Annotated in this window: 21 protein-coding genes and 1 other RNA gene; 7 read left to right on the top strand and 15 right to left on the bottom strand. The window is 66.6% G+C overall.

Annotation, left to right across the window (positions count from 1 at the left end; all coding sequences use genetic code 11):
- Window positions 1–2: 2 nt before the first annotated feature.
- From GIW81_RS16425 to GIW81_RS16400, 6 genes are all read right to left on the bottom strand, one after another.
- On the bottom strand, window positions 3–752 hold the full coding sequence (locus GIW81_RS16425; RefSeq protein WP_154740407.1) for a YebC/PmpR family DNA-binding transcriptional regulator: 750 nt from the start codon (window positions 750–752) through the stop codon (window positions 3–5).
- 75 nt (window positions 753–827) lie between these two features.
- Entirely contained in the window at window positions 828–1,652 is an 825-nt protein-coding gene (locus GIW81_RS16420) for a TIGR00282 family metallophosphoesterase (protein WP_154740406.1), read from the bottom strand.
- Window positions 1,653–2,234: a 5-formyltetrahydrofolate cyclo-ligase gene (locus tag GIW81_RS16415; protein WP_154740405.1), complete on the bottom strand. Its 582-nt coding sequence runs from the start codon at window positions 2,232–2,234 to the stop codon at window positions 1,653–1,655.
- Between the two features lie 5 nt (window positions 2,235–2,239).
- Window positions 2,240–2,404: non-coding RNA, 6S RNA (gene ssrS / locus GIW81_RS16410), on the bottom strand.
- 85 nt (window positions 2,405–2,489) lie between these two features.
- Window positions 2,490–2,720, bottom strand: a complete 231-nt coding sequence (locus GIW81_RS16405) for a cell division protein ZapA (protein WP_154740404.1) — start codon at window positions 2,718–2,720, stop codon at window positions 2,490–2,492.
- 37 nt (window positions 2,721–2,757) lie between these two features.
- Complete coding sequence (locus tag GIW81_RS16400) at window positions 2,758–3,015, bottom strand: hypothetical protein (RefSeq protein WP_154740403.1); 258 nt, start codon at window positions 3,013–3,015, stop codon at window positions 2,758–2,760.
- Window positions 3,016–3,307: 292 nt separating this feature from the next.
- Between GIW81_RS16400 and gap the strand changes: the two genes are divergently transcribed.
- Both gap and GIW81_RS16390 read left to right on the top strand, forming a co-directional pair.
- Window positions 3,308–4,318 (top strand): type I glyceraldehyde-3-phosphate dehydrogenase, encoded by a 1,011-nt coding sequence (gene gap, locus GIW81_RS16395; RefSeq protein WP_154740402.1) that lies wholly within the window; start codon window positions 3,308–3,310, stop codon window positions 4,316–4,318.
- A 15-nt stretch (window positions 4,319–4,333) separates the two neighbouring features.
- On the top strand, window positions 4,334–5,044 hold the full coding sequence (locus GIW81_RS16390) for an NAD-dependent deacylase (RefSeq protein WP_154740401.1): 711 nt from the start codon (window positions 4,334–4,336) through the stop codon (window positions 5,042–5,044).
- A gap of 50 nt (window positions 5,045–5,094) precedes the next feature.
- Here the strand turns inward: GIW81_RS16390 and GIW81_RS16385 are convergent, their stop codons facing one another.
- The 3 genes from GIW81_RS16385 to GIW81_RS16375 all read right to left on the bottom strand — a co-directional run bounded on the left by GIW81_RS16385 (window position 5,095) and on the right by GIW81_RS16375 (window position 8,263).
- Window positions 5,095–6,189: a linear amide C-N hydrolase gene (locus tag GIW81_RS16385; RefSeq protein WP_154740400.1), complete on the bottom strand. Its 1,095-nt coding sequence runs from the start codon at window positions 6,187–6,189 to the stop codon at window positions 5,095–5,097.
- 111 nt (window positions 6,190–6,300) lie between these two features.
- Window positions 6,301–7,539, bottom strand: a complete 1,239-nt coding sequence (locus tag GIW81_RS16380) for a class I SAM-dependent RNA methyltransferase (protein ID WP_154740399.1) — start codon at window positions 7,537–7,539, stop codon at window positions 6,301–6,303.
- Complete coding sequence (locus GIW81_RS16375) at window positions 7,532–8,263, bottom strand: TlyA family RNA methyltransferase (RefSeq protein ID WP_154740398.1); 732 nt, start codon at window positions 8,261–8,263, stop codon at window positions 7,532–7,534. Before GIW81_RS16375 ends, GIW81_RS16380 begins: the two co-directional genes overlap by 8 nt.
- A 76-nt stretch (window positions 8,264–8,339) precedes the next feature.
- Between GIW81_RS16375 and GIW81_RS16370 the strand changes: the two genes are divergently transcribed.
- Window positions 8,340–8,813, top strand: coding sequence for a DUF4399 domain-containing protein (locus tag GIW81_RS16370; protein WP_154740397.1), 474 nt, complete (start codon window positions 8,340–8,342; stop codon window positions 8,811–8,813).
- A 130-nt stretch (window positions 8,814–8,943) separates the two neighbouring features.
- Entirely contained in the window at window positions 8,944–9,669 is a 726-nt protein-coding gene (locus GIW81_RS16365; protein WP_154740396.1) for a superoxide dismutase, read from the top strand.
- A gap of 382 nt (window positions 9,670–10,051) precedes the next feature.
- Here the strand turns inward: GIW81_RS16365 and dxs are convergent, their stop codons facing one another.
- Window positions 10,052–11,974, bottom strand: coding sequence for a 1-deoxy-D-xylulose-5-phosphate synthase (gene dxs / locus GIW81_RS16360; protein ID WP_324615075.1), 1,923 nt, complete (start codon window positions 11,972–11,974; stop codon window positions 10,052–10,054).
- Between the two features lie 149 nt (window positions 11,975–12,123).
- Complete coding sequence (locus GIW81_RS16355) at window positions 12,124–12,306, bottom strand: hypothetical protein (protein ID WP_154740395.1); 183 nt, start codon at window positions 12,304–12,306, stop codon at window positions 12,124–12,126.
- Window positions 12,307–12,654: 348 nt separating this feature from the next.
- On the opposite strand from GIW81_RS16355, the gene GIW81_RS16350 reads away from it, so the two are divergent.
- Window positions 12,655–13,170 carry a hypothetical protein gene (locus tag GIW81_RS16350; RefSeq protein WP_154740394.1) on the top strand — a complete coding sequence of 172 codons (516 nt, stop codon included), beginning with the start codon at window positions 12,655–12,657 and terminating at the stop codon, window positions 13,168–13,170.
- Between the two features lie 13 nt (window positions 13,171–13,183).
- Here the strand turns inward: GIW81_RS16350 and GIW81_RS16345 are convergent, their stop codons facing one another.
- From GIW81_RS16345 to GIW81_RS16330, 4 genes are all read right to left on the bottom strand, one after another.
- Entirely contained in the window at window positions 13,184–13,438 is a 255-nt protein-coding gene (locus GIW81_RS16345) for an exodeoxyribonuclease VII small subunit (RefSeq protein WP_324615074.1), read from the bottom strand.
- Window positions 13,439–13,479: 41 nt separating this feature from the next.
- Complete coding sequence (locus GIW81_RS16340) at window positions 13,480–14,424, bottom strand: histone deacetylase family protein (protein ID WP_154740392.1); 945 nt, start codon at window positions 14,422–14,424, stop codon at window positions 13,480–13,482.
- 79 nt (window positions 14,425–14,503) lie between these two features.
- The gene (locus GIW81_RS16335; protein ID WP_154740391.1) at window positions 14,504–15,394 is read right to left on the bottom strand and encodes an SDR family oxidoreductase; all 891 of its coding nucleotides are present in this window, start codon (window positions 15,392–15,394) and stop codon (window positions 14,504–14,506) included.
- 3 nt (window positions 15,395–15,397) lie between these two features.
- Window positions 15,398–16,906, bottom strand: coding sequence for a hypothetical protein (locus tag GIW81_RS16330; protein WP_154740390.1), 1,509 nt, complete (start codon window positions 16,904–16,906; stop codon window positions 15,398–15,400).
- A gap of 237 nt (window positions 16,907–17,143) precedes the next feature.
- On the opposite strand from GIW81_RS16330, the gene GIW81_RS16325 reads away from it, so the two are divergent.
- Window positions 17,144–18,187, top strand: a complete 1,044-nt coding sequence (locus tag GIW81_RS16325) for an alpha/beta hydrolase (protein ID WP_154740389.1) — start codon at window positions 17,144–17,146, stop codon at window positions 18,185–18,187.
- A gap of 204 nt (window positions 18,188–18,391) precedes the next feature.
- Window positions 18,392–19,348, top strand: coding sequence for an L-threonylcarbamoyladenylate synthase (locus tag GIW81_RS16320; protein WP_154740388.1), 957 nt, complete (start codon window positions 18,392–18,394; stop codon window positions 19,346–19,348).
- Window positions 19,349–19,495 lie beyond the last annotated feature (147 nt).

Here is a 19,495-nt window from a genome sequence, read left to right as displayed (position 1 = left end):
CTTCAGGCGGCGGTGAGCTTCTTCAGGAGCTCGTCGGAAATCTCGAAGTTGGCGTAGACGTTCTGCACGTCGTCGTCGTCCTCGAGCGCGGCGATCATCTTCATGATCGTCTCCGCCTTCTCGTCGTCGACCAGCGTCGACAGGTTCGGCTTCCAGATCGCTTTGACGCCCGTCGGCGCGCCGAGCTTGTCCTCGAGCGCCCCCGCCACCGTGCCGAGGCTCTCGAACGAGCAGGCGATGACGTGGCCGTCCGCATCCGAGACGACGTCGTCGGCGCCGGCGTCGATCGCCGCTTCGAGCACCGCATCCGCCGATCCGGCGCCGGCCGGATAGGTGATCTCGCCGACGTGATTGAACATGTGCGACACCGACCCTGTCGCGCCGAGGTTGCCGCCGTACTTGGTGAACACAGCACGCACTGCGCCGCCCGTGCGGTTGCGGTTGTCGGTCAGCGCCTCGGCGATGACGGCGACGCCGCCCGGCGCATAGCCCTCGTAGCGGATCGCCTCGTAGGTATCGGCATCGCCGCCCGCGGCCTTTTTGATGGCACGCTCGATGTTGTCCTTGGGCATGTTCTCGGCGCGTGCCGCCTGGATGACGAGGCGCAGGCGCGGGTTCATGGCGGGATCCGGCGTGCCCATCTTGGCCGCCACCGTGATCTCGCGCCCGAGCTTGGCGAACATCTTAGCGCGGGCCGCGTCGGCGCGACCCTTCTTGTGCATGATGTTCTTGAATGCTGAATGGCCGGCCATGGCTGCTCTGCTCGCGCTGTCTCGTTTTGCCGGATTTATTGCGCGAGCCGCCCCCTTGAGGTCAAGCCCGCGGCCTCACCCCTCCCAGAATGCCGGGGCGGCGGGCTCGAGATGTGGGCCAATGCGCAGCGCCCCGCAGTTGGTAGCGAGCCCCGTCTTGTCGTCGATATCGACGGCAAGGCCGGAGATCGTTGCCGGCCCGGTCGCCGGCTCGAAGCGCTGGCGCGGGATCTTGGTGATGAAGCGGTTGAGCGGCTCGTCGATCTCCATGCCGAGCACGGAATTGTAGTCGCCGCACATGCCCGCATCGGAGATGTAGGCCGTGCCGTTGGGCAGCACCCGGTCGTCCGCGGTCGGCACGTGCGTATGCGTGCCGACGACGGCGGTGGCGCGCCCATCGACGAAGTAGCCCAGCGCCTGCTTCTCGCTCGTCGCCTCGGCGTGGAAGTCGATGAAGATGGCGTCGGCGCCCTGCTTCAAGCGGCAAGCTGTGAGCTCGGCATCGATGGCGCGGAACGGATCGTCCATCTCCGGCATGAAGATGCGGCCCATGGCATTGATCACGAGCACGTCGGCGCCGGCCTGCGTCTTGAGCAGCGACGCGCCGCGCCCCGGCGTCCCCTTGGGATAGTTGATGGGGCGGATCAGCTGCGGGTAGCGCTCGATGAAGACCAGCGCGTCCTTCTGATCGAAGGCGTGATTGCCGAGCGTCACCGCGTCGGCGCCCGCCTCGATTAGCTCATCGAGGATCGCCTCGGTGATGCCGAAGCCACCGGCCGAGTTCTCGCCGTTGATGATGACGAAGTCGAGCGCGTAGCGGCGCCGCAGACCGGGAAGTGCATCGACCACGGCCTTGCGGCCGCTACGGCCGACGATATCTCCAAGAAACAAAAGACGCATTCAGGGTCCAGAGCAGCGCTGCGGGCCTGACGGCGTCAGTACCCAATCGAGCCGCTCGTCATAGCTCCGATGCGGCACGGCGTCGACCTTCAGCTCGTCGTAGGCGATGCCCACGGCTACCACGGGCTTAATGGCGCGCAGGCGCGCCAGCGTGCGGTCGTAGAAACCGCCGCCGTACCCAAGGCGGAAACCCTGGGCATCGAAGGCGAGGAGCGGCACGAGCACAACATCGGGCTCTAGCACCGGCTTGTCGGGCAGCGGCTCGGAGATACCCCATTGCACCTTGCCCATTTCGTCCCCCGGGCTCCAGGCGCGGAAGACGAGCGGCAGGCCTTTGCCCTGCATCACCGGCAGGCAAAGGTGGTGCCCCTCGCCCTGCAGCCGCTGCAGCAGCGCGGCGGGATCGATCTCGTCGCGAATGGCGGAAAAGCCGGAGACGACCCTGCCCGGCGCGAGTAGCAGGAAGCTCAATCCATGCTCGGCAATGCGTGCGCCGGCTACGGCGCCGTGCGCGGCGAAGGCCGCCGCGCGACGAGCGAGCGCCCGGGTTCTTGCTGCCCGTTTCTTCTCGCCCGTCTGCATGAAATAAAAATGCCGCGGTGGCCGTCGAAGCGGATGATCCCGCGTTGGTCCCTACGAGAGTAGGTGGGCGCCGTGTGTCCGAGACCACGGTCTCGGCCAGGGACAGCTCCCTTGCGGATCTTATAGGCCCCGGGGAACATATGTGCTTCTAACGCACCCCGCAGCCAGACGAATGTAGTCGAACGGAGAGAAATTTTCCAGCGGCCAACAACGGCACTGCACACGCCTTAACCGCGCACCTTGGTATGAGAATTCTCAGGCGGCGGAGGCCGGCTGGTCGCCGGCGGTGGCGTCCCAGAGGTCGTCGGCAATCAACAGCGCGGTCATGAGCAGCAGGCGCTCCTCGCCGATGTTGCCGTGTTCGCGTGTGAGGCCGTCCATGCGGCTCTTGACGTATGCCACGAGCTCTTTGAGACGCGCTTCCTCACCGTCCCCGCATTCGAAGCGGTAGGAGCGTCCATTCACAGTGATCGCGACTTGTCCCATCGCCCACACCGCTCGCTAGCGCGCCCATTCGAGTTGCTCAGGCGTCGCTTTCCAGCAAGTTATGCAGCGAGTCTATGGCCCAATCAATGCGGTTGACCGCCTCGTCTCGGGCTTGCTGGAGCTTGGAGATAGCGGCTTCGGCGGCCACCAGCTTCGCGCGCAGTTGGTCGCGCTCGCGTTCCAGCGCTTCCACGCGCCCGACTGTGCTGCTCTTGGTCTCGACGCGGCTCCGCCCGCCTCGCTGGCTAGGCGGCGCCGCTTGCCGCTTGCCCTTTCGCGATACCCGCTCACCCATCTAGGTCCTGCCCTCCGAGATGCGCCCAGCTGCCCCCTGGCGATCAACGGCTGCCTTCCCGTGTCATGACCTTATTTGTCCCTCTTCGAAGGCGTCAACAAGGCAACGTGGGAAGCGACGCACACCCAACAGAAATCTCGTGTCACACAATTTCTACTTCGCTGTTGACCGTGTTCAGTGCGCCCCAGGGATGCCGCATTGACAGTGGTGGCCCACGTCCAGTTAATGGCCGCGCATTGGGCATTGGCTATGTGCCCGTAAAGACAAGACCGCGCGAAGGAGGCGACGAACGATGACAGTGAAGGTTGCGATCTCGGGATTCGGCCGCATCGGGAGAAACGTGCTGCGCGCCGCCGCCGAGGCCAAGCGCACCGACCTGCAGTTCGTCGCGATCAACGACCTCGTGCCCACGAAGGATAACGCGCACCTCTTCAAGTACGACAGCGTACACGGCACGTTTCCCGGCGACGTGAAAGTCGTGGGCGACACCATCGATGTCGGCTTGGGCGCGCCGATCAAGGTTCTCGCCGAAAAGGACCCCTCCAAGCTGCCGTGGAAGGACCTCGGCATCGACATCGTCATGGAATGCACGGGCATCTTCACCGACAAGGACAAGGCGAAGGTGCACCTCGACGCGGGCGCCAAGCGCGTGCTCGTCTCGGCCCCCTCGAAGGGGGCCGACCTCACGGTGGTCTACGGCGTCAACCACGACAAGCTGTCGGCCGACCATAAGGTCGTGTCGAACGCCTCGTGCACGACGAACTGCCTCGCCCCGGTCGCCAAGGTGCTGAACGACCTCGTCGGCATCCAGTCGGGCTACATGACGACGATCCACTCCTACACCAACGACCAGCGCATCCTCGACCAGGCGCACAAGGACATGCGCCGCGCGCGCGCCGCCGCGCTGTCGATGATCCCCACCTCGACCGGTGCGGCGGTGGCGGTCGGCCTCGTGCTGCCGGAGTTGAAGGGCAAGCTGGACGGCACATCGATCCGCGTGCCGACGCCGAACGTCTCCGTCATCGATCTGAAGTTCATCCCCGGCCGCGAGACGACGGCCGAGGAGATCAACAAGGCGATGCAGCACGCCGCCGCGCAGCAGTTGAAGGGCGTGCTCGACTACGTCACCGACGAGCTCGTCTCCATCGACTTCAACCACTCGCCGTTCTCGTCGAGCTTCGATTCTACGCAAACGCAGGTGGTCGACGGCAAGCTGGTGCGCGTCATGTCGTGGTACGACAACGAGTGGGGCTTCTCGAACCGCATGCTCGACACCGCCGTCGCCATGGGCAAGCTGCTCTAGAACAACAGCGGTGCGATGCCGACGTATCGCAACATCGTCGTTCTGACTGGTGCCGGGCTCTCCGCCGAGTCCGGCATCGCTACGTTCAGGGACAAAGGCGGCATCTGGTCGAGGTTTGACATCGAGGATGTGGCGACGCCGGACGCCTTCCGCCGCAACCCGGTTCTCGTGCACCAGTTCTACAACGACCGGCGGCGGGGGCACGCCGGCGTCAAGCCGAACGCGGCGCACTTCGCGCTGGCCAAGCTCGAGCGTGAGCATGCGGGCAGCGTCACCGTCGTCACCCAGAACATCGATGCGCTGCATGAGGCGGCGGGCTCGAAGAACCCCATCCACATGCATGGCGAGCTGTTGAAGGCGCTGTGTGCGCTGTGTGGCGAGCGCAACGTGTGGAGCGACGATCTCGACCTGAAGACCGCCTGCCCCAGCTGCGCCAAGAAGGGCGGCATGCGCCCCGATGTCGTCTGGTTCGGCGAGATGCCCTACGAGATGGAACGCATCTATGAAGCGCTGATCGGTGCCGACCTGTTCATTTCCATTGGCACCAGCGGCAACGTCTATCCGGCGGCGGGCTTCGTCGCGGCGACGCGCGAAGCCGGTGCGCGTACGGTGGAGCTGAACCTCGAGCCGTCGGAAGGCGCGCATCTCTTCGACGAGGCGATCCACGGTCCCGCGACGCAAATCGTACCGGCCTTCGTCGACCGGATCTTGAGCGCGAGTGCCTAGAAAAAATCATCCCGGGAGGATGCCCGGGATGATCGCTCATATCAGCCGATTCAGGACGAGGGCGTCGCCTGCATGAACTGGTAGGGCTTTGCTGGCTCGAGGCTCTTGGCCACGTTGCCGGCGTACACCTTGCCGCCCTCCATGGTGAGCTTCTTCACCGGCGCACCCTCCTTGAAGTCGAGGTCGGCGAAATCCACCCAGAACGCGTTGGGGCTCGTGGCGCTGTCGAAGAAATACACGAGATCCTTCTGGTCGGAGACCGTGCGCCACAAGGTCGAGGAGTTGTTGGGCTCACCTTCGATGTGCATGCCATAGGGCGTGCTGGTCGTGCGCATGACGCTCATGACGCTGGCCACCGCCTGGTTGGCGTAGCTGCCGCCCGGCACGGCCGTCACGATCTCCTTCTCGGCCGTCTTCGGCACGGCATTGATGAAGTAGCTGGCGCGCACGAAGCGATCCTCCGGCTTGATGGTGCCGGGGAGGAACGTCTGGCCACCGATCGTCTTCCAGTAGGCGTTGAGGGCGGCCTGCTGATCCATCGGCGGTTCGTTGGTCATCACCTGATACTGCTTGCCGTGATAGACGGAGAGCTTGCCGACGTTGTACTCGAAGATGGCCGAGTCGCCGCTCGCATCCGAGATCGACAAATGTAGGTTTGCGGGAAAACCGTTCGGCAGGGTCGGCGCGACCATGGCAAACGGATCCTTGCCCAGGACCTCGACCGCCTCGGCGACGGTCGCGTAGTTGTCGAGAACGTACTGCGCCCAGGACGTGACGGACAGTGTTGGCTTGCTGCCGTCGGGCTTGCCAAAATCCGTGCCCGCGAGATACAGCAGGTTGGCCACGAGACCCTTCTCGTTCATACCGTCGCCCGTTGCCGCGTCGTAGCTGGCGATGGTGGCGCTGCCATATTTCGACGTCCACTTCACCGACTGGGGACCGGCCGCGCCGTCGCGCTGCATGCCGCGCGGGAACACCCACAGGTTGGATCGCATGTCCTCGACCCAGTCCATGTTGCGCCCGGTGATGACGAGGCCGTCGGAGCCAAGATAAACGGCGCGCGTACACGCCTCGATCGACGGCGCTGCGACAACGCTCAACACGGTGGCGGCCAGTGCGCCGCCAATCAGCTTTACTCGAGCCATGATGCAACTCCGACGCTTTGGACGATGTGAGATCGCTTATAGCGTGCGCGGCTAAGCGCCCGGTGAACGTGGTGCATCCAATTGTAGAGAATGCTCGGCAAGATTTGCCGACTACGCGCGGCGGAGGATGGCCACCGCCTCGACGTGCGCCGAGTAGAGGAACTGGTCGATCGGCGTGACGCGCTCGAGCTTGAAGCCGCCGTCGATGAGGATGCGCGCGTCGCGTGCCAGCGTCGCCGGATTGCACGACACCGCCACCACCACATTGATCGGAGAATCGACCAGCGATTGCGCCTGCGTCGCCGCACCGGCACGCGGCGGATCGAACACGGCGGCGTCGAAGCCCTGCAGCTCGCGCGCCGACAGCGGCTCGCGGAAAAGGTCGCGCACCTTCACCTCGATGGGCTTCAGGCCCGGCGTGCGCTTCGCCGCGTTTTGCAGCGCCGCGATCGCCTGCTTGTCGCCGTCAACGGCAAGCACGGAGGCACTCTGCGCCAGCGGAAACGTAAACGTCCCCATGCCGCAGAACAGGTCGGCGACGCGTTTCGCACCCACCACCGCCTGCGTGACGAGCCGCACCATCTCCGCTTCCGCCACGGGTGCTGCCTGCAGAAACGAACGTGCCGGCAGCACCACGTTGGCGGTGCCGAAGCGCACGGCCGGCACCGTCGCCTGATAAAGCGTGTCGCCCGCCAGCGTCAGGCGGGCAAGACCGAGCGCCGTCGCCTCGCGCGCCAGGAACTCGCGCACGTCGGGCGGCGGGTCACCCGGCACGTCCTCCACCGCGACGTCGAGACCATTGGCTGCCAGCGTGACGATAACGCGTCCCGGCGCCCGGCGCGACATCAGCGGCTCGACGAGACGGCGCAGACCGGGCAGCACGCGCACGATAGCCGACGCGGTCACCGGACACTCTTGCAGGTCGACGATCTCGACGCCTTTCGCCTCGTGGAAGCCGAGCACGACGCTACGCCCGGTGCGCCGCGCCGAGAACGCAGCGCGCCGCCGCGCGCCAAGGCCAACGCTCGCCACGGGTGCCACCGGCGCGTCGATGCCACGCGACGCAAACGCCGCAATGACCATCTCGCGCTTCCAGGCGAGATAGGCATGCGAGCGCAAGTGCTGCACGGCGCAGCCGCCGCAATGGGTGAAGTGCCGGCACACCGGCGCGATGCGGTCGGGGCTCGGCGTCATCACGGCGATGAGCCGCGCCCGCTCGCCGTGCACGTCCGCCTGCACGCGCTCGCCGGAAAGCGCATACGGCACGAACACGGGACCGGAGGGCGTATCGGCGACGCCGTCACCCTGTGCGCCGAGGCGCGCTATATCTAGGGCCTGCGTGTCACCCATCGCGGCGCGCACCGATGAGATATTCGACGTTGCCGGAGCCGCCTTTGATGGGCGACTCGATCGAACCGCCGAGGCGCCAGCCCGGCTGCGCGGCGATCCACGCGCCGACCGCTTGCAGCGCGTCCGCACGCGCCGCCTCGTCGCGGACGATGCCGCCCTTGCCGACCCGGTCTGGCCCGACCTCGAACTGCGGTTTCACGAGCGCGACGAGCAGGCAGCCGGCGGCGGCGAACTCCAGCGCTGGACCCAGCGCCTTGGCAAGCGAGATGAAACTCACGTCGGCGGTGATGACATCAACCGGCTCGGCGACGACGTTGCGCGTGAGTTTCCGCGCGTCGAAGCCTTCCAGCGACACGACGCGCGGATCGGCAGCTAGGCTCGCGTGCAATTGCCCGTGGCCGACGTCGACCGCATAGACCTTGCGCGCGCCTCGCTCGAGCAGCACCTGGGTGAATCCGCCGGTCGAGGCGCCCACGTCGAGCGCTACGCAACCCTCGGGATCAAAAGCGAAAGCGTCGAGTGCGGCGGCAAGCTTCTGTGCGCCGCGCGAGACCGCGCGCGCCACATCACCGTCGAGGCTGAGGTCAGCCGTCGGCGCGATCTCGGCACCCGCCTTGGTGCACACATCGGCCCCCACGCGCACCAACCCCGATCGAATGAGATCGCGGGCGCGCGAGCGCGTCGGCGCCAGGCCACGCTCGACGAGGGCAACATCCAATCGCATTCGCATGGTCTCAGATTTACTATATCGTCACGGCCAGCGTGCAACCGTTTGGTCAGCAATTTCACCGGAGACATACATGCGCCGCGCCTTCGTCGCCACCTTGATGGTCCTGTCGCTTGCCGCCTGCGGGGACAGCAGCACGCCCTCGAACGACCACGTGCACAAGGAAGGCGCCCCAGCGGCCGACGCAAGCGGCCGCTCGCCCTCCCCGCCGGGCGCCAAGGTATGGATCGTCGAGCCCAAGGACGGGGCCACGGTCAAGAACCCGATAACCGTACAGTTCGGCGTCGAAGGCATGAAGCTCGTGCCCGCCGGGACCGACGAGCCCGACAGCGGACACCACCACCTGCTGATCGACACCAAGATCGAGGATTACAACGCGCCTATCCCGGCCGACGCGCAGCACATCCACTACGGCAAAGCGCAGACCGAGGGCACAATCGAGCTTTCGCCCGGCAAGCACACCCTGCAGGACGTATTCGCCGACAAGAACCACATCCCGCACGAGCCGCCGGTGCAGTCCGACGTGATCACCATTACTGTCGAGTAACCAAGCCCGACAAGCAGGGAACCAACGCGCGGCCGCGGACTTAATCGTCCGCGGCCGTTTGCATTGGCAGGGCCGCATCTTTTCCGTGCGGGCGCGCCGCGCCCGGCCGCCGCCATCGAGGAGAGGCCCAATGCCGTCGATCGAACGCCGCACCTTGCTCAAAGGCGCCGCCGCCGCGGCGCTCGCGGCGACCGTGAACCCGAGGGTCGTCTGGTCAGCGGAGGAGGCCGGCCCGTTCAAGTTGCCGCCGCTGCCCTACGACTTCGCGGCGCTCGAGCCATCGATCGACGCGCAGACCATGGAACTTCACCACGACAAGCATCACGCCGCGTACGTGAAGAAGCTCAACGAGGCGGTGAAAGACCATTCCAAGGTCGCGGCGATGCCGATTGAAGAGATCCTCGCCAAGCTGCCGGAGCTGCCCGAGGACATCCGCACCGCCGTGCGCAACAACGGCGGCGGTCACGCCAACCATTCGATGTTCTGGCAGATCATGGGCAACGGCGGCGGCGCGCCGGATGGCGACCTCAAGGCGGCGATCGATTCCGACCTCGGCGGCCTCGACAAGCTGAAGCAGGCGTTCAACTCCAAGGGCGAGAAGGTGTTCGGCTCGGGCTGGGTGTTCGTCTCGGTCACGCCGGAGGGCAAGCTCGCGCTCGTTTCCAAGCCCAATCAGGACACGCCGGTGATGGAGGGCGGACGCGTTCTCTTCGGCAACGACGTGTGGGAGCACGCCTATTACCTGAAGTACCAGAACCGCCGGCCGGAATATCTCAAGGCGTGGTGGGACGTAGTGAACTGGAAGGCGATCGGCGAGCGCTACGCCGCCGCCAAGGCCGGCAAGCTCACGATCTGAAATCCGGCGTGGGGCCCCCCCGTTATCCTAGGGCTGACCGTACCGGCGGTCGTAGTAGTAGCGCGGGGCATTCCACGCCGGAGCAAAGTATTGGCCCCCCGGCGCCCTTCTCAGCACTCGCCCCGTATCCTCGTGGAGCTGATACTGGCGCCGCGCTTCGTTCTCATGGAACTGCTGTTGCTGCCGATAGATCTGTTCCATCTGCTGATAGCAGTGAGCTCGAGCCTGCGGATTGGGTGCAGCCCCGCAATTGACTTGGGCCTGCACCAATCCGGGAACTGACAAAAGCAAGCTCGCTAAAAACACGCGCATTGAAAATCTCCTACAACCAAAGGTTGCAGGAGATTTCACGCACTCAATCGGCGCAAGGGCGTGCTGCTCGCTAAGCGCGGCTGGCGGCGTCGCCGAGCGTCTCGCGGCCGAGGGCGGCGAGCACGGTGGTTACGATGCCTTGCGCGCTCAAGCCTGCCAGCTCGTACATGACCTCGGGCTTGCCGTGGTCGATGAACGTGTCGGGCAGCACCATGCTGCGCACCTTCAGCCCGCGGTCGAGCAGGCCGCTCTCAGCGAGGTACTGCAGCACGTGGCTGCCGAAGCCGCCGATGGAGCCTTCCTCCACCGTCACCAGAACCTCGTGGTTCTGGGCGAGACGGCGGATCAGGTCTTCGTCGAGAGGCTTGGCGAAGCGCGCGTCGGCTACCGTCGCCGACAGACCGAACGCAGCCAGCTGGTCGGCGGCCTTGAGGCATTCGTAGGCGCGCGTTCCAAGCGACAAGAGCGCGACGGCCGAACCTTCGCGCAGGATACGGCCCTTGCCGATCTCGAGCGGGATGCCCTCGGCGGGCAGCGGTACGCCAAAGCCCTCGCCGCGCGGATAGCGGAAGGCGGACGGGCGATCGTCGATCGCCGCGGCGGTGGCGACCATGTGCACCAGCTCCGCCTCGTCGGCGGCGGCCATGACGACGAACCCCGGCAGACAAGACAGGTAGGCCAAGTCGAATGAGCCAGCGTGCGTCGGGCCGTCGGCGCCGACCAAACCGGCGCGGTCGATGGCGAAGCGCACCGGCAGGCGCTGGATCGCCACATCGTGCACGACCTGGTCGTAGGCGCGCTGCAGGAACGTGGAATAGATGGCGGCGAACGGCTTTATGCCCTCGGTCGCCAGGCCCGCCGCGAACGTCACCGCGTGCTGCTCGGCGATGCCGACGTCGAAGGTACGCTCCGGGAACGCCTTGGCGAACCGGTCGAGACCCGTACCGTCGGGCATGGCCGCCGTGATGGCGACGATCTTGTCGTCCTTCTTGGCCTCGGCGATCAGCGCGTCGGCGAACACGCGCGTATAGGTCGGCGCCTTCGGCTTGGCGACGACCTGCGCGCCGGTGACGACGTTGAACTTCGAAACGCCGTGATACTTGTCGTCGGAGGCCTCGGCGGGCGCGTAGCCCTTGCCCTTCTTGGTCACGACGTGGACGAGGATCGGTCCCTGACGCGCGTCGCGCACATTCTTGAGGACGGGCAGCAAGTGATCGAAGTTGTGCCCGTCGATGGGGCCGACGTAGTAGAAGCCCAGCTCCTCGAACCAAGCGCCGCCCTGCCAGAGATGTCGCGTGTACTCCTCGACGCGCGCCGCACGGCGCTCCCAGCTCTTCGGCAATTGCTTGGCGAGCTGCTTGGCGATGTCGCGCAGATAGAGGTAGGTGCCGCTCGAGGTGATGCGCGCGAGATAAGAGCTCAGCGCGCCCGTCGGCGGCGCGATCGACATGTCGTTGTCGTTCAGCACAACGATCAGGCGCTCGTCGCGGGCGCCGGCGTTATTGAGCGCCTCATACGCCATGCCGGCGCTCATCGCGCCGTCGCCGATCACGCACACGACATTGTTGTCGCGCTTGTCGAGATCGCGCGCCACCGCCATGCCGAGACCGGCGGAGATCGAGGTGGAGGAATGGGCGGCGCCGAACGCGTCGTACTCGCTCTCGACGCGGCGCGTGAAGCCGGACAAGCCGCCCGGCGCACGCAGCGTGCGGATTCGGTCGCGGCGCCCGGTGATGATTTTGTGCGGATAGGTCTGGTGGCCGACGTCCCATACCAGCCGGTCGCGCGGGGTATCGAACACCCAGTGCAGAGCAACCGTGAGTTCGACCACGCCGAGGCCGGCGCCGAGGTGGCCGCCCGTGACCGAGACGGCATCGACCGTCTCCTGGCGTAGCTCGGCCGCGAGCTGCGGAAGTTCGGATTCTTCGAGTTTGCGCAGGTCCTCGGGCGTCTTCACGCGATCGAGAAGCGGCGTCTTCGGAGCGCTGTCCACCGAGCCATCCCGTGCTGTGGTAGGGACTTGTTATGTCACACTGTCGCGCCCCCGCAAGAGAGCAATCGCCGCGGCAACCCTCGGCAGGCAAAGAAAAAGCGCGGCTCCGGGGGGAGCCGCGCTATCGGTAGTGCTTGGTGACCCGAAGCTTACCGGTGCTTGTGGCAGCGGTGGGCACGGAACCAGTGGCGGTGCTTGTGGCACTTCTTCGCCTTGTAGAACTTGGCGTGATGGTGGCGCTTCTTGAAGTGGGCTTCAGCCGGCGAGGTGGTGGCGACGCCAACCACGGCAAGGCTGCTCAGCATCACGGCGAGGGCCATCAGAGTCTTCATTTGGGTCTTCTCCCCTTTTATGAACGCAAGGCCCAAACTCACGGATCAAAAGGACAAAAAGTTCGCCTCCCGGTCGTCGAGCCGGGCGCACCCTAACCAGCTAATTTGTCAGATGCTAGGGGCCTCGGAGGCCGATTGGCGGGCAAAACGGGGACCCTTAGACCCGCGATGCTGTAAAGCTCCCGCAGATAACGATATTCTCACGCCGGGAAATGGTTCCGACGACCATACGCCGCAGGTAAACGGTGCGCGCGACGCGCTTGCGGCGCCGCCGCCTTCGCCTTTCGCGCGATTGACCGTCGATCATTCGCGCCTAGCCTCAGCGGAGATTGCGGAGGCGAAAGCGATATGGGGCGCCGCTGGGTGACCGTCAACGACCGGATGCAGAAGGGCTACCGCTACGAGCGCGTCGCTCGTGTCGGGCGCGATTTCGATCCGGAGTTCAAACCCCATCTGACGCCCGCGGAGATGCTGCGCCTTGGCGTTTTCTGCGGCCGCTACATGACGGACACGACCGCCGAGTTTCCGAAGAGCTGGTTCAAGAGCGCCAAGCTCGCCAAAGGCCGGCGCGGACGCGACTGCAAGCTCAATTTTTTCGGCGTGAATGCTAGCCAGCCGCTATCCGAGTGGAAACGCAAGGGCTGGCTGCACGAGGACGACCCGCGCGGCTGGTTCCAGTGGTACTGCCGCTATTACATGGGCCGGCGCATACCCAGCGAGGACGCGCGCCAGATCAAGCGCTGGAAGCAGATCAGGCGCCACGTTCGCCAGGTCGAGAAGAACTGCGAGCAAGGCGACATTCATTGCCGCCGCCGTCAGCGCCAGGCGCTGCTGCACTGGGCCTACGACAGCCGCAAGATTTGATGATGCGCGCTGACTACGGGTCTAGGGGCTCGGTGCCCTTGGGCGAGCCGTCGGCGGCGAAGGTGAGCTTCTCGACCTTCGCCTCGGCCTGGCGCAGTAGCCGGTCGCAGTGCTCCTTCAGGACCTCGCCGCGCTCGTAGATGGCGATCGACTCCTCGAGCTCCACGTCGCCCTTCTCGAGCCGCGTGACGATGCTCTCGAGCTCCTTCAAGGCGCGCTCGAAGCTCATGTCCTTGATGTCCGCGTGCTTGGCCTGCGTCTTCGTCACGACGTTTTCCATGCTGCGTCCAATGCCCTGCCGTTGCGAAGCTACGATCCGGCGTCCATGAGCGCTTTGACGTGAACGGCCGTCGAGCGCGCCAGCGCATTGAGGTCGTAGCCACCTTCGAGCATCGAGACAATGCGGCCATTAGAGTGCCGCTGCGCGATGCCAGCGAGCTTCTCCGTCACCCACAGATAGTCGGCCTCGACCAGCCGCAAATTCGCCAGCGGGTCGGCCTGATGGGCGTCGAACCCGGCCGAGACGATGAGGATGTCCGGGCCGAAGTTGTGCAGTGCCGGAAGGATGCGCGATTCGACCGCCTCGCGGAACTGCTCGCCACCGTCCCGTGCCCGGAGAGGCGCATTGTGGATGTTGCCGACGCCACGCTCGTTCACCGCGCCGGTGCCCGGAAACAGGGGCATCTCGTGGGTGGAAGCGTAGAACAAGTCCTTGTCGGACCAGAAGATGTCCTGCGTGCCGTTGCCGTGATGCACGTCGAAATCGACGACCGCGACGCGCTCGGCCCCGTGCTTGGCGCGCGCATAGAGCCCGGCGATGGCGGCGTTCGAGAACAGGCAGAAGCCCATGGCGCGATCGGACTCGGCGTGATGGCCCGGCGGGCGCACCTGGCAGAAGGCGTTGGCGGCCTTGCCCTCGATGACGGCGTCGACCGCCGCCAGCCCGGCGCCGACGGCGCGTCGCGCCGCCTCCCAGGTGCCGGCGGAGACGACCGTGTCGCCGTCGATATGGGTCGGATGCGCGAGCGGACGGGCGGCGATCGCGCGCATCTTTTCGAGGTGCGCCTTCGGGTGCGCCAGCAGGATCTGCTCCTCGACGTCGTCGCGCAGCGGCGCTTCCTCGCGCACGAGCCCGGAAAAAATCTCGTGCGCCAGCACCTTGTCGATGGCGCGCATGCGATCGGGGCGCTCGGGGTGCCCGACGCCGGTGTCGTGCTCGACGAAGGAGGGATGCGTGAGGAGGAGCGTCGCCATGCTTGCGCTTTCAGCGTCTGTTCGGGTTCTGCCGCGACCATGCTAGCGCACGCGCCCGAAAGGGCAACGCGGGGCAGCGTTAAAGCTTCAGGTCGGCGATGGACAGCGCAGCGATCTTAACGCCGGGCGGCGGGGGCGGCTCACCCGGAACGAAGAAATCGGGAGCCAGCGGGGTGCCGGGCACGACGCTGTAGTGCCTGAAGTCGGTGACGCCGCCGGTCTCGTACAGAAAGCTGTCGTCGATGAGGAAGCGGCCGGAGAAGCTCTTGGCCGGCTGGCAGAACACCAGATGCGCCGCGTCGGCGACGATGTCCGGCGTCCGGCTCATGCGCACCACCGCGTCGCCGCCGAGCACGTTGCGGATCGCCGCGGTGGCGATGGTCGTACGCGGCCACAGCGCGTTCACGGCGATGCCGTCGGCCTTCAATTCCTCCGCCAATCCCAGCACCGCGAGGCTCATGCCGTACTTGGCGATGGCGTAGGCGACGCGATGCGCGAACCATTCGGGCTTCAAGGTCAGGGGCGGCGACAGCGTCAGCACGTGCGGGTTCGGTGCCTTGCGCAAATGCGGCACGCACGCCTTGGTGACGAGCAGCGTGCCGCGCGTGTTGACGCCCAGCATCAAGTCAATGCGCTTCGCTGTCGTCGCCTCGATAGCGCTGAGCGACAGCGCGCTGGCGTTGTTGACGCAGATGTCGATGCCGCCGAACGTCTCGACGGTCGCCGCCACCGCGGTCGCGATCTCCTCCTCGTTGCGGATGTCGCACGCCAGCGCCAGCGCCTTGCCGCCGGCGGCGCGCACCTCCTCCGCCGCCGTCTCGATGGTCCCTTCGAGCTTCGGATGCGGCTCCTGCGTCTTGGCGACGATGGCGACGTTGGCGCCGTCGCGCGCCGCGCGCTTGGCGATGGCGAGGCCGATGCCGCGGCTGGCGCCGGTGATGAACAGCGTCTTGCCCGCAAGGTCCGCCATAGGTCAGCCGGCAGGCGCTTCGGCGCGCGCGAACAGCCAGCGCACGGCGCGGATCGGCCACGTGATGAGCGCCCACATCTGCTGGAGCAGCAAGACGACGAAGGCGGCCGTCCCGACAATCGGCAGAAACACGAACAGGAACGCTAGAAACCGAGCCGCCTGCGCCGCACGATAGCCGGCGGCGCCGGCGTACTCCTCACGCTGCTCTTTGGGCCACAGGCGCGCGAACCAGCTGCTCGCCACGGGCCAGCCGAGCACACCGGTGACGAGCCCGTAGAGATAGGAAAGCTGAAACCAGGACGAAATGCCCGGCACGATGCGGCGGTCGAGCTCCTGCTGCCGCTCCTCGTCGCGCGCGTGCACCTCCACCGCCGTCGTCACCACGTTGCCGGTAATGCTGGAAACGGTGCTCGTCCACAGGTCGCCGACGATGCCCGTGATCGGCTGCGCGTTGCCTTCGGCCGGCACGGCGCGCAGCGCCACGCGCCCCGACCCTTCCCGCTGCACGCTGACGCGGAACTCGCCGTTCGCCGCCCCGAGCGCGTCGAGGAAGTCGCCGAACTTGGCGCGCTTCAGCGCGTCGTCGAGCCCGTCGACGGCGATGCGCTGCCAGAACCAGTTGCGTCCGCCCGGCTGGCGCGGCGCGTCCGTCTGCAGGATGACGAGGTTGACATCGTTGTCGGCCGCCGCGCGCGTGAGGTCGGAGAGCTTCAGGCTCTGCTCCGCTCCCGACGTAGGCCGGAAATAGAGAAGGTTGTCGTCGATGCGTCCGGTGACGAGCACGGTCTGCCCGCGAATGGATGGCAACGATGCGGCAAGCGACGCCGGATCGACGGCATCGACCAGCGCCGCCTTCGTCTCCGCATCGAGCCGCGGATAGGACGACAGCGTGCCCGGCCCGCCCGGCTCCAGCGCCAGCGTTCGGATTTGCGAGCGCGACAGCGGCCGCTCGAGCTGGGCGATCGCCTCGTCGAACAGCGCGCGCTCGCGCACGTCGAGCATGAGGTGCGGACGCACCGCGGCGAACAGCGTGCTCGTCCCGGCCTCGGCCCGGGCGATGAGGCGATAGCTGTCGCGGCCGACCACGACGTGCAGGTCGGCGTCGGGCGGCAGGTCCTTCAGCATCGCCCGGTCGCGATAGAGCGTGTCCTCGGAGAGATAGATGCCGAGCTTGCCGCCGGAGCCGGCCTCGGGCAGCAGCGTCGGCACGACGCGCTGCAATTCCTCCGGCGTCGCGGCGGTGAACACCTCGCCGTCGCGGTTGACGAACTTCCAGTGGCCCTCGGGCGTCGCGTGCGCGGCGAGCACCGCTGCGCCCTTGCCGCTCGCCGGCAGCGTCTTGATGTGCGTCGCCGCCCGCTCCAGCTCGACGACACCGATGCGCGCCGTCTTCGCGCCTACCGCCCCAACTTCGCCGGCCTCGCCGCCGACCCGGGCGAGGCGCGACAGCCAGTTGGCGTGGGCGGCCGGCACGGCAGCCGCCAGCAGCAGCGCCGCGCATGCAGCGCGCATCAGGCCATGTTGGAACGCTAAAGAGAGGCGCATGTCGGGTCCCCGCTTCCGGACCCCGACTTTACACGCCCTTTGGACAGAATTCAGCCCGGGAACACGACGAGTCGCCGCCACGCGCTTAGTTCGTTGCCGCCAAACAGCTCGTTCAGCGCCGCAAGCTTTTTCTATTTCTCGCCGCGAACAAAATCAGCGCGTTAGCCGCCCAGTCCGACCATGGGCCCCGCACTGGAGAGTTCGATGAACCGCCTTGCAAAACTTATCGCCATATTCCTTGGAGCCAACATGATGACTCAGATTGCCTCAGCGTCACCGGACGCCGCCACCGACCAGCGCATCGACCCCGAGGTGCGGTCATTCTTAGCCAAGATCAACAAGGACAGCAGCCCGTTCTGGCAGCTGCCGCAACCGAAGCCCCAGGACGTCATTACCGGGCTGCAGTCGCAGACGAAGGTCGACATGTCGGGCGTGACGGTGACCGAGCGGACCGTCAGCCAGGATGGCCACAGCGTGAAGCTGTACATCATGAAGCCCGAGCGAGTGACCGGCAAACCGGGCGTGCTGCTGTTCATCCACGGAGGCGTTTGGATCGTCGGCAATTTCGCCAACCATCAGCGCCTGCTGCGCGATCTCGTCGTCGGATCGGGACAGATTGGGGTATTCGTCGAATACACCCCGCTCCCGGAAGCGAAGTTTCCAACGCAGCTTGAAGAGTCCTATGCGGCGCTCAAGTGGGTTGCCGAGCATGCCGACGAGATTGGCGCCGACGGCACCCGTCTTGCTGTCGCGGGAAATTCGGTCGGCGGTAACATGGCCGCCGCGCTCGCCTTGATGAGCAAGGACCGCCAAGGACCCAAGATAAGCTACCAGGTGCTGTTCATTCCGGCGACCGACGCCAGCGTCGATACGAGGTCGTACAAGGAGTATGGCTCGGGCCGCTTCCTCGCCCGTGCTTTCATGAAGTATGGCTGGGACCTGTATGCCCCCGACGCTAAGACTCGCGACAATCCGTACGTGTCGCCGTTGCGGGCTGGCATCGACCAGCTCGGGAACCTGCCCCCGGCGCTCGTCATCACCGCGGAGAACGATCCGCTCCGCGACGAGGGCGAGGCCTACGCCCGCAAGCTGAAAGAGGCGGGCGTGAATGTCGAGGCGATTCGCTACAACGGCACGATCCACGATTTTGTGCTGCTCAACGCGCTGCGCCATGTGCCCTCGACCGAGGCCGCGATCGGCCAGGCGAGTGACGGCATCCGCCGGCACCTCGACGCGGTGACGAACTAGCGGCGAGACAGCGACGCGGCGGCCTGGCCGCCGCGTCGTTCCGCCCCTCAGATTCCGCGCACTCGGTCCCGGCGGTCCGGGGCGGTAGTTAGAAGGGCCGACCGGAGCCCCAAAAAAAAGCGGAATTCGTGGACTTGGACGCGTTTCGCTCGCCACGCTTCGGTCCGAGCGAGTAAGAGTGCTCCGCCGATCGAGGCCGAGCACATGCCCATAGCGAAAGCCACCGACGACACCATCGCCCGCGCAGCCGCGTTGCTGCGCGCGGGTAAGCTCGTCGCCTTCCCCACCGAGACCGTCTACGGGCTGGGCGCCGACGCCACCAACGGCCAGGCCGTGGCGCAGGTCTTCGCCGCCAAGGGCCGCCCGGGCTTCAATCCGCTCATCGTGCACGTGCTCGACCTCGGCGGCGCCGGCCGGCATGCGGTTCTCACGACCCTGGCGAGGCGGCTGATCGACGCCTTCTGGCCGGGGCCGCTGACGCTGGTGCTCGACAAGCTGCCCAACTGCGAGCTTTCCGATCTCGTCACCGGGGGGCTCGACACGCTCGCCGTGCGCGCGCCCGATCATCCGGTGGCGCGGGCGCTGCTGAAGGAGGTCGGCCGGCCGCTCGCCGCACCCTCCGCCAACCGCTCCGGCCACGTCAGCCCGACGCAGGCGGCGCACGTCGCCGCCGACCTCGGCGACAAGGTGGCGATGATCCTCGACGGCGGCCCCACCGCGTACGGGCTGGAGTCGACCATCATCGATGCGCGCGGTGATTTGCCGATTCTGCTGCGTCCGGGCGCGATCGCGGTCGAGACGATCGCGGCTGTGCTCGGCGACGAGGTGGTGCGTGCGCACGTGGAGGACGACGCGCGGCCGAGCGCCCCCGGCCAGCTCGCCAGCCACTACGCGCCCCAGGCGCACGTCCGCCTCGACGTGCACCACGTGCGCCCCGGCGAGGCGCTGCTGGCCTTCGGTGAACCCCTCCCGGCGGCCGGCGGCCCGGTGATCAACTTGAGCCCGGCGGGCGACCTCACAGAGGCGGCGGCCAACCTGTTCGCGGCGTTGCGCGCGCTCGATGCGGCCGGCGCCACCGCTATCGCCGTGATGCCGATTCCGCAGGACGGGCTCGGCGAAGCCATCAACGACCGCCTGCGCCGCGCCGCCGCCCCGCGCTAGTCACCGATCAGAGTGAGCCCCCTCACCCGCCGCTCATGCTCGCGCATATCGCGTCGGCCTCTCCCCACTCGGGAGAGGCGGGCTCCGTGGCCGTGGTGAGCACCCCCCTAACCTCTCCCAATTGGGGAGAGGTCGGAAGCGATCAAA

The organism is Hyphomicrobium album (assembly GCF_009708035.1).
In the GTDB taxonomy this organism is placed as follows: Bacteria; Pseudomonadota; Alphaproteobacteria; order Rhizobiales; family Hyphomicrobiaceae; genus Hyphomicrobium_A; species Hyphomicrobium_A album.
The sequence above is the reverse complement of the archived record's forward strand: the minus strand, read 5'-3'. Positions and strand labels throughout refer to the sequence as shown.

What these genes read in the sequence shown, in the direction of transcription:
- GIW81_RS16355 (WP_154740395.1), bottom strand. Translation starts at nt 12,306, where the DNA reads ATGAAGACTCTGATGGCCCTCGCCGTGATGCTGAGCAGCCTTGCCGTG.
- GIW81_RS16380 (WP_154740399.1), bottom strand. Translation starts at nt 7,539, where the DNA reads ATGGGTGACACGCAGGCCCTAGATATAGCGCGCCTCGGCGCACAGGGT.
- GIW81_RS16390 (WP_154740401.1), top strand. Translation starts at nt 4,334, where the DNA reads ATGCCGACGTATCGCAACATCGTCGTTCTGACTGGTGCCGGGCTCTCC.
- GIW81_RS16330 (WP_154740390.1), bottom strand. Translation starts at nt 16,906, where the DNA reads ATGCGCGCTGCATGCGCGGCGCTGCTGCTGGCGGCTGCCGTGCCGGCC.
- GIW81_RS16370 (WP_154740397.1), top strand. Translation starts at nt 8,340, where the DNA reads ATGCGCCGCGCCTTCGTCGCCACCTTGATGGTCCTGTCGCTTGCCGCC.
- GIW81_RS16365 (WP_154740396.1), top strand. Translation starts at nt 8,944, where the DNA reads ATGCCGTCGATCGAACGCCGCACCTTGCTCAAAGGCGCCGCCGCCGCG.
- GIW81_RS16405 (WP_154740404.1), bottom strand. Translation starts at nt 2,720, where the DNA reads ATGGGACAAGTCGCGATCACTGTGAATGGACGCTCCTACCGCTTCGAA.
- GIW81_RS16415 (WP_154740405.1), bottom strand. Translation starts at nt 2,234, where the DNA reads ATGCAGACGGGCGAGAAGAAACGGGCAGCAAGAACCCGGGCGCTCGCT.
- GIW81_RS16375 (WP_154740398.1), bottom strand. Translation starts at nt 8,263, where the DNA reads ATGCGATTGGATGTTGCCCTCGTCGAGCGTGGCCTGGCGCCGACGCGC.
- GIW81_RS16425 (WP_154740407.1), bottom strand. Translation starts at nt 752, where the DNA reads ATGGCCGGCCATTCAGCATTCAAGAACATCATGCACAAGAAGGGTCGC.
- gap (WP_154740402.1), top strand. Translation starts at nt 3,308, where the DNA reads ATGACAGTGAAGGTTGCGATCTCGGGATTCGGCCGCATCGGGAGAAAC.
- GIW81_RS16400 (WP_154740403.1), bottom strand. Translation starts at nt 3,015, where the DNA reads ATGGGTGAGCGGGTATCGCGAAAGGGCAAGCGGCAAGCGGCGCCGCCT.
- GIW81_RS16320 (WP_154740388.1), top strand. Translation starts at nt 18,392, where the DNA reads ATGCCCATAGCGAAAGCCACCGACGACACCATCGCCCGCGCAGCCGCG.
- GIW81_RS16325 (WP_154740389.1), top strand. Translation starts at nt 17,144, where the DNA reads ATGAACCGCCTTGCAAAACTTATCGCCATATTCCTTGGAGCCAACATG.
- GIW81_RS16335 (WP_154740391.1), bottom strand. Translation starts at nt 15,394, where the DNA reads ATGGCGGACCTTGCGGGCAAGACGCTGTTCATCACCGGCGCCAGCCGC.
- GIW81_RS16420 (WP_154740406.1), bottom strand. Translation starts at nt 1,652, where the DNA reads ATGCGTCTTTTGTTTCTTGGAGATATCGTCGGCCGTAGCGGCCGCAAG.
- GIW81_RS16385 (WP_154740400.1), bottom strand. Translation starts at nt 6,189, where the DNA reads ATGGCTCGAGTAAAGCTGATTGGCGGCGCACTGGCCGCCACCGTGTTG.
- GIW81_RS16340 (WP_154740392.1), bottom strand. Translation starts at nt 14,424, where the DNA reads ATGGCGACGCTCCTCCTCACGCATCCCTCCTTCGTCGAGCACGACACC.
- GIW81_RS16350 (WP_154740394.1), top strand. Translation starts at nt 12,655, where the DNA reads ATGGGGCGCCGCTGGGTGACCGTCAACGACCGGATGCAGAAGGGCTAC.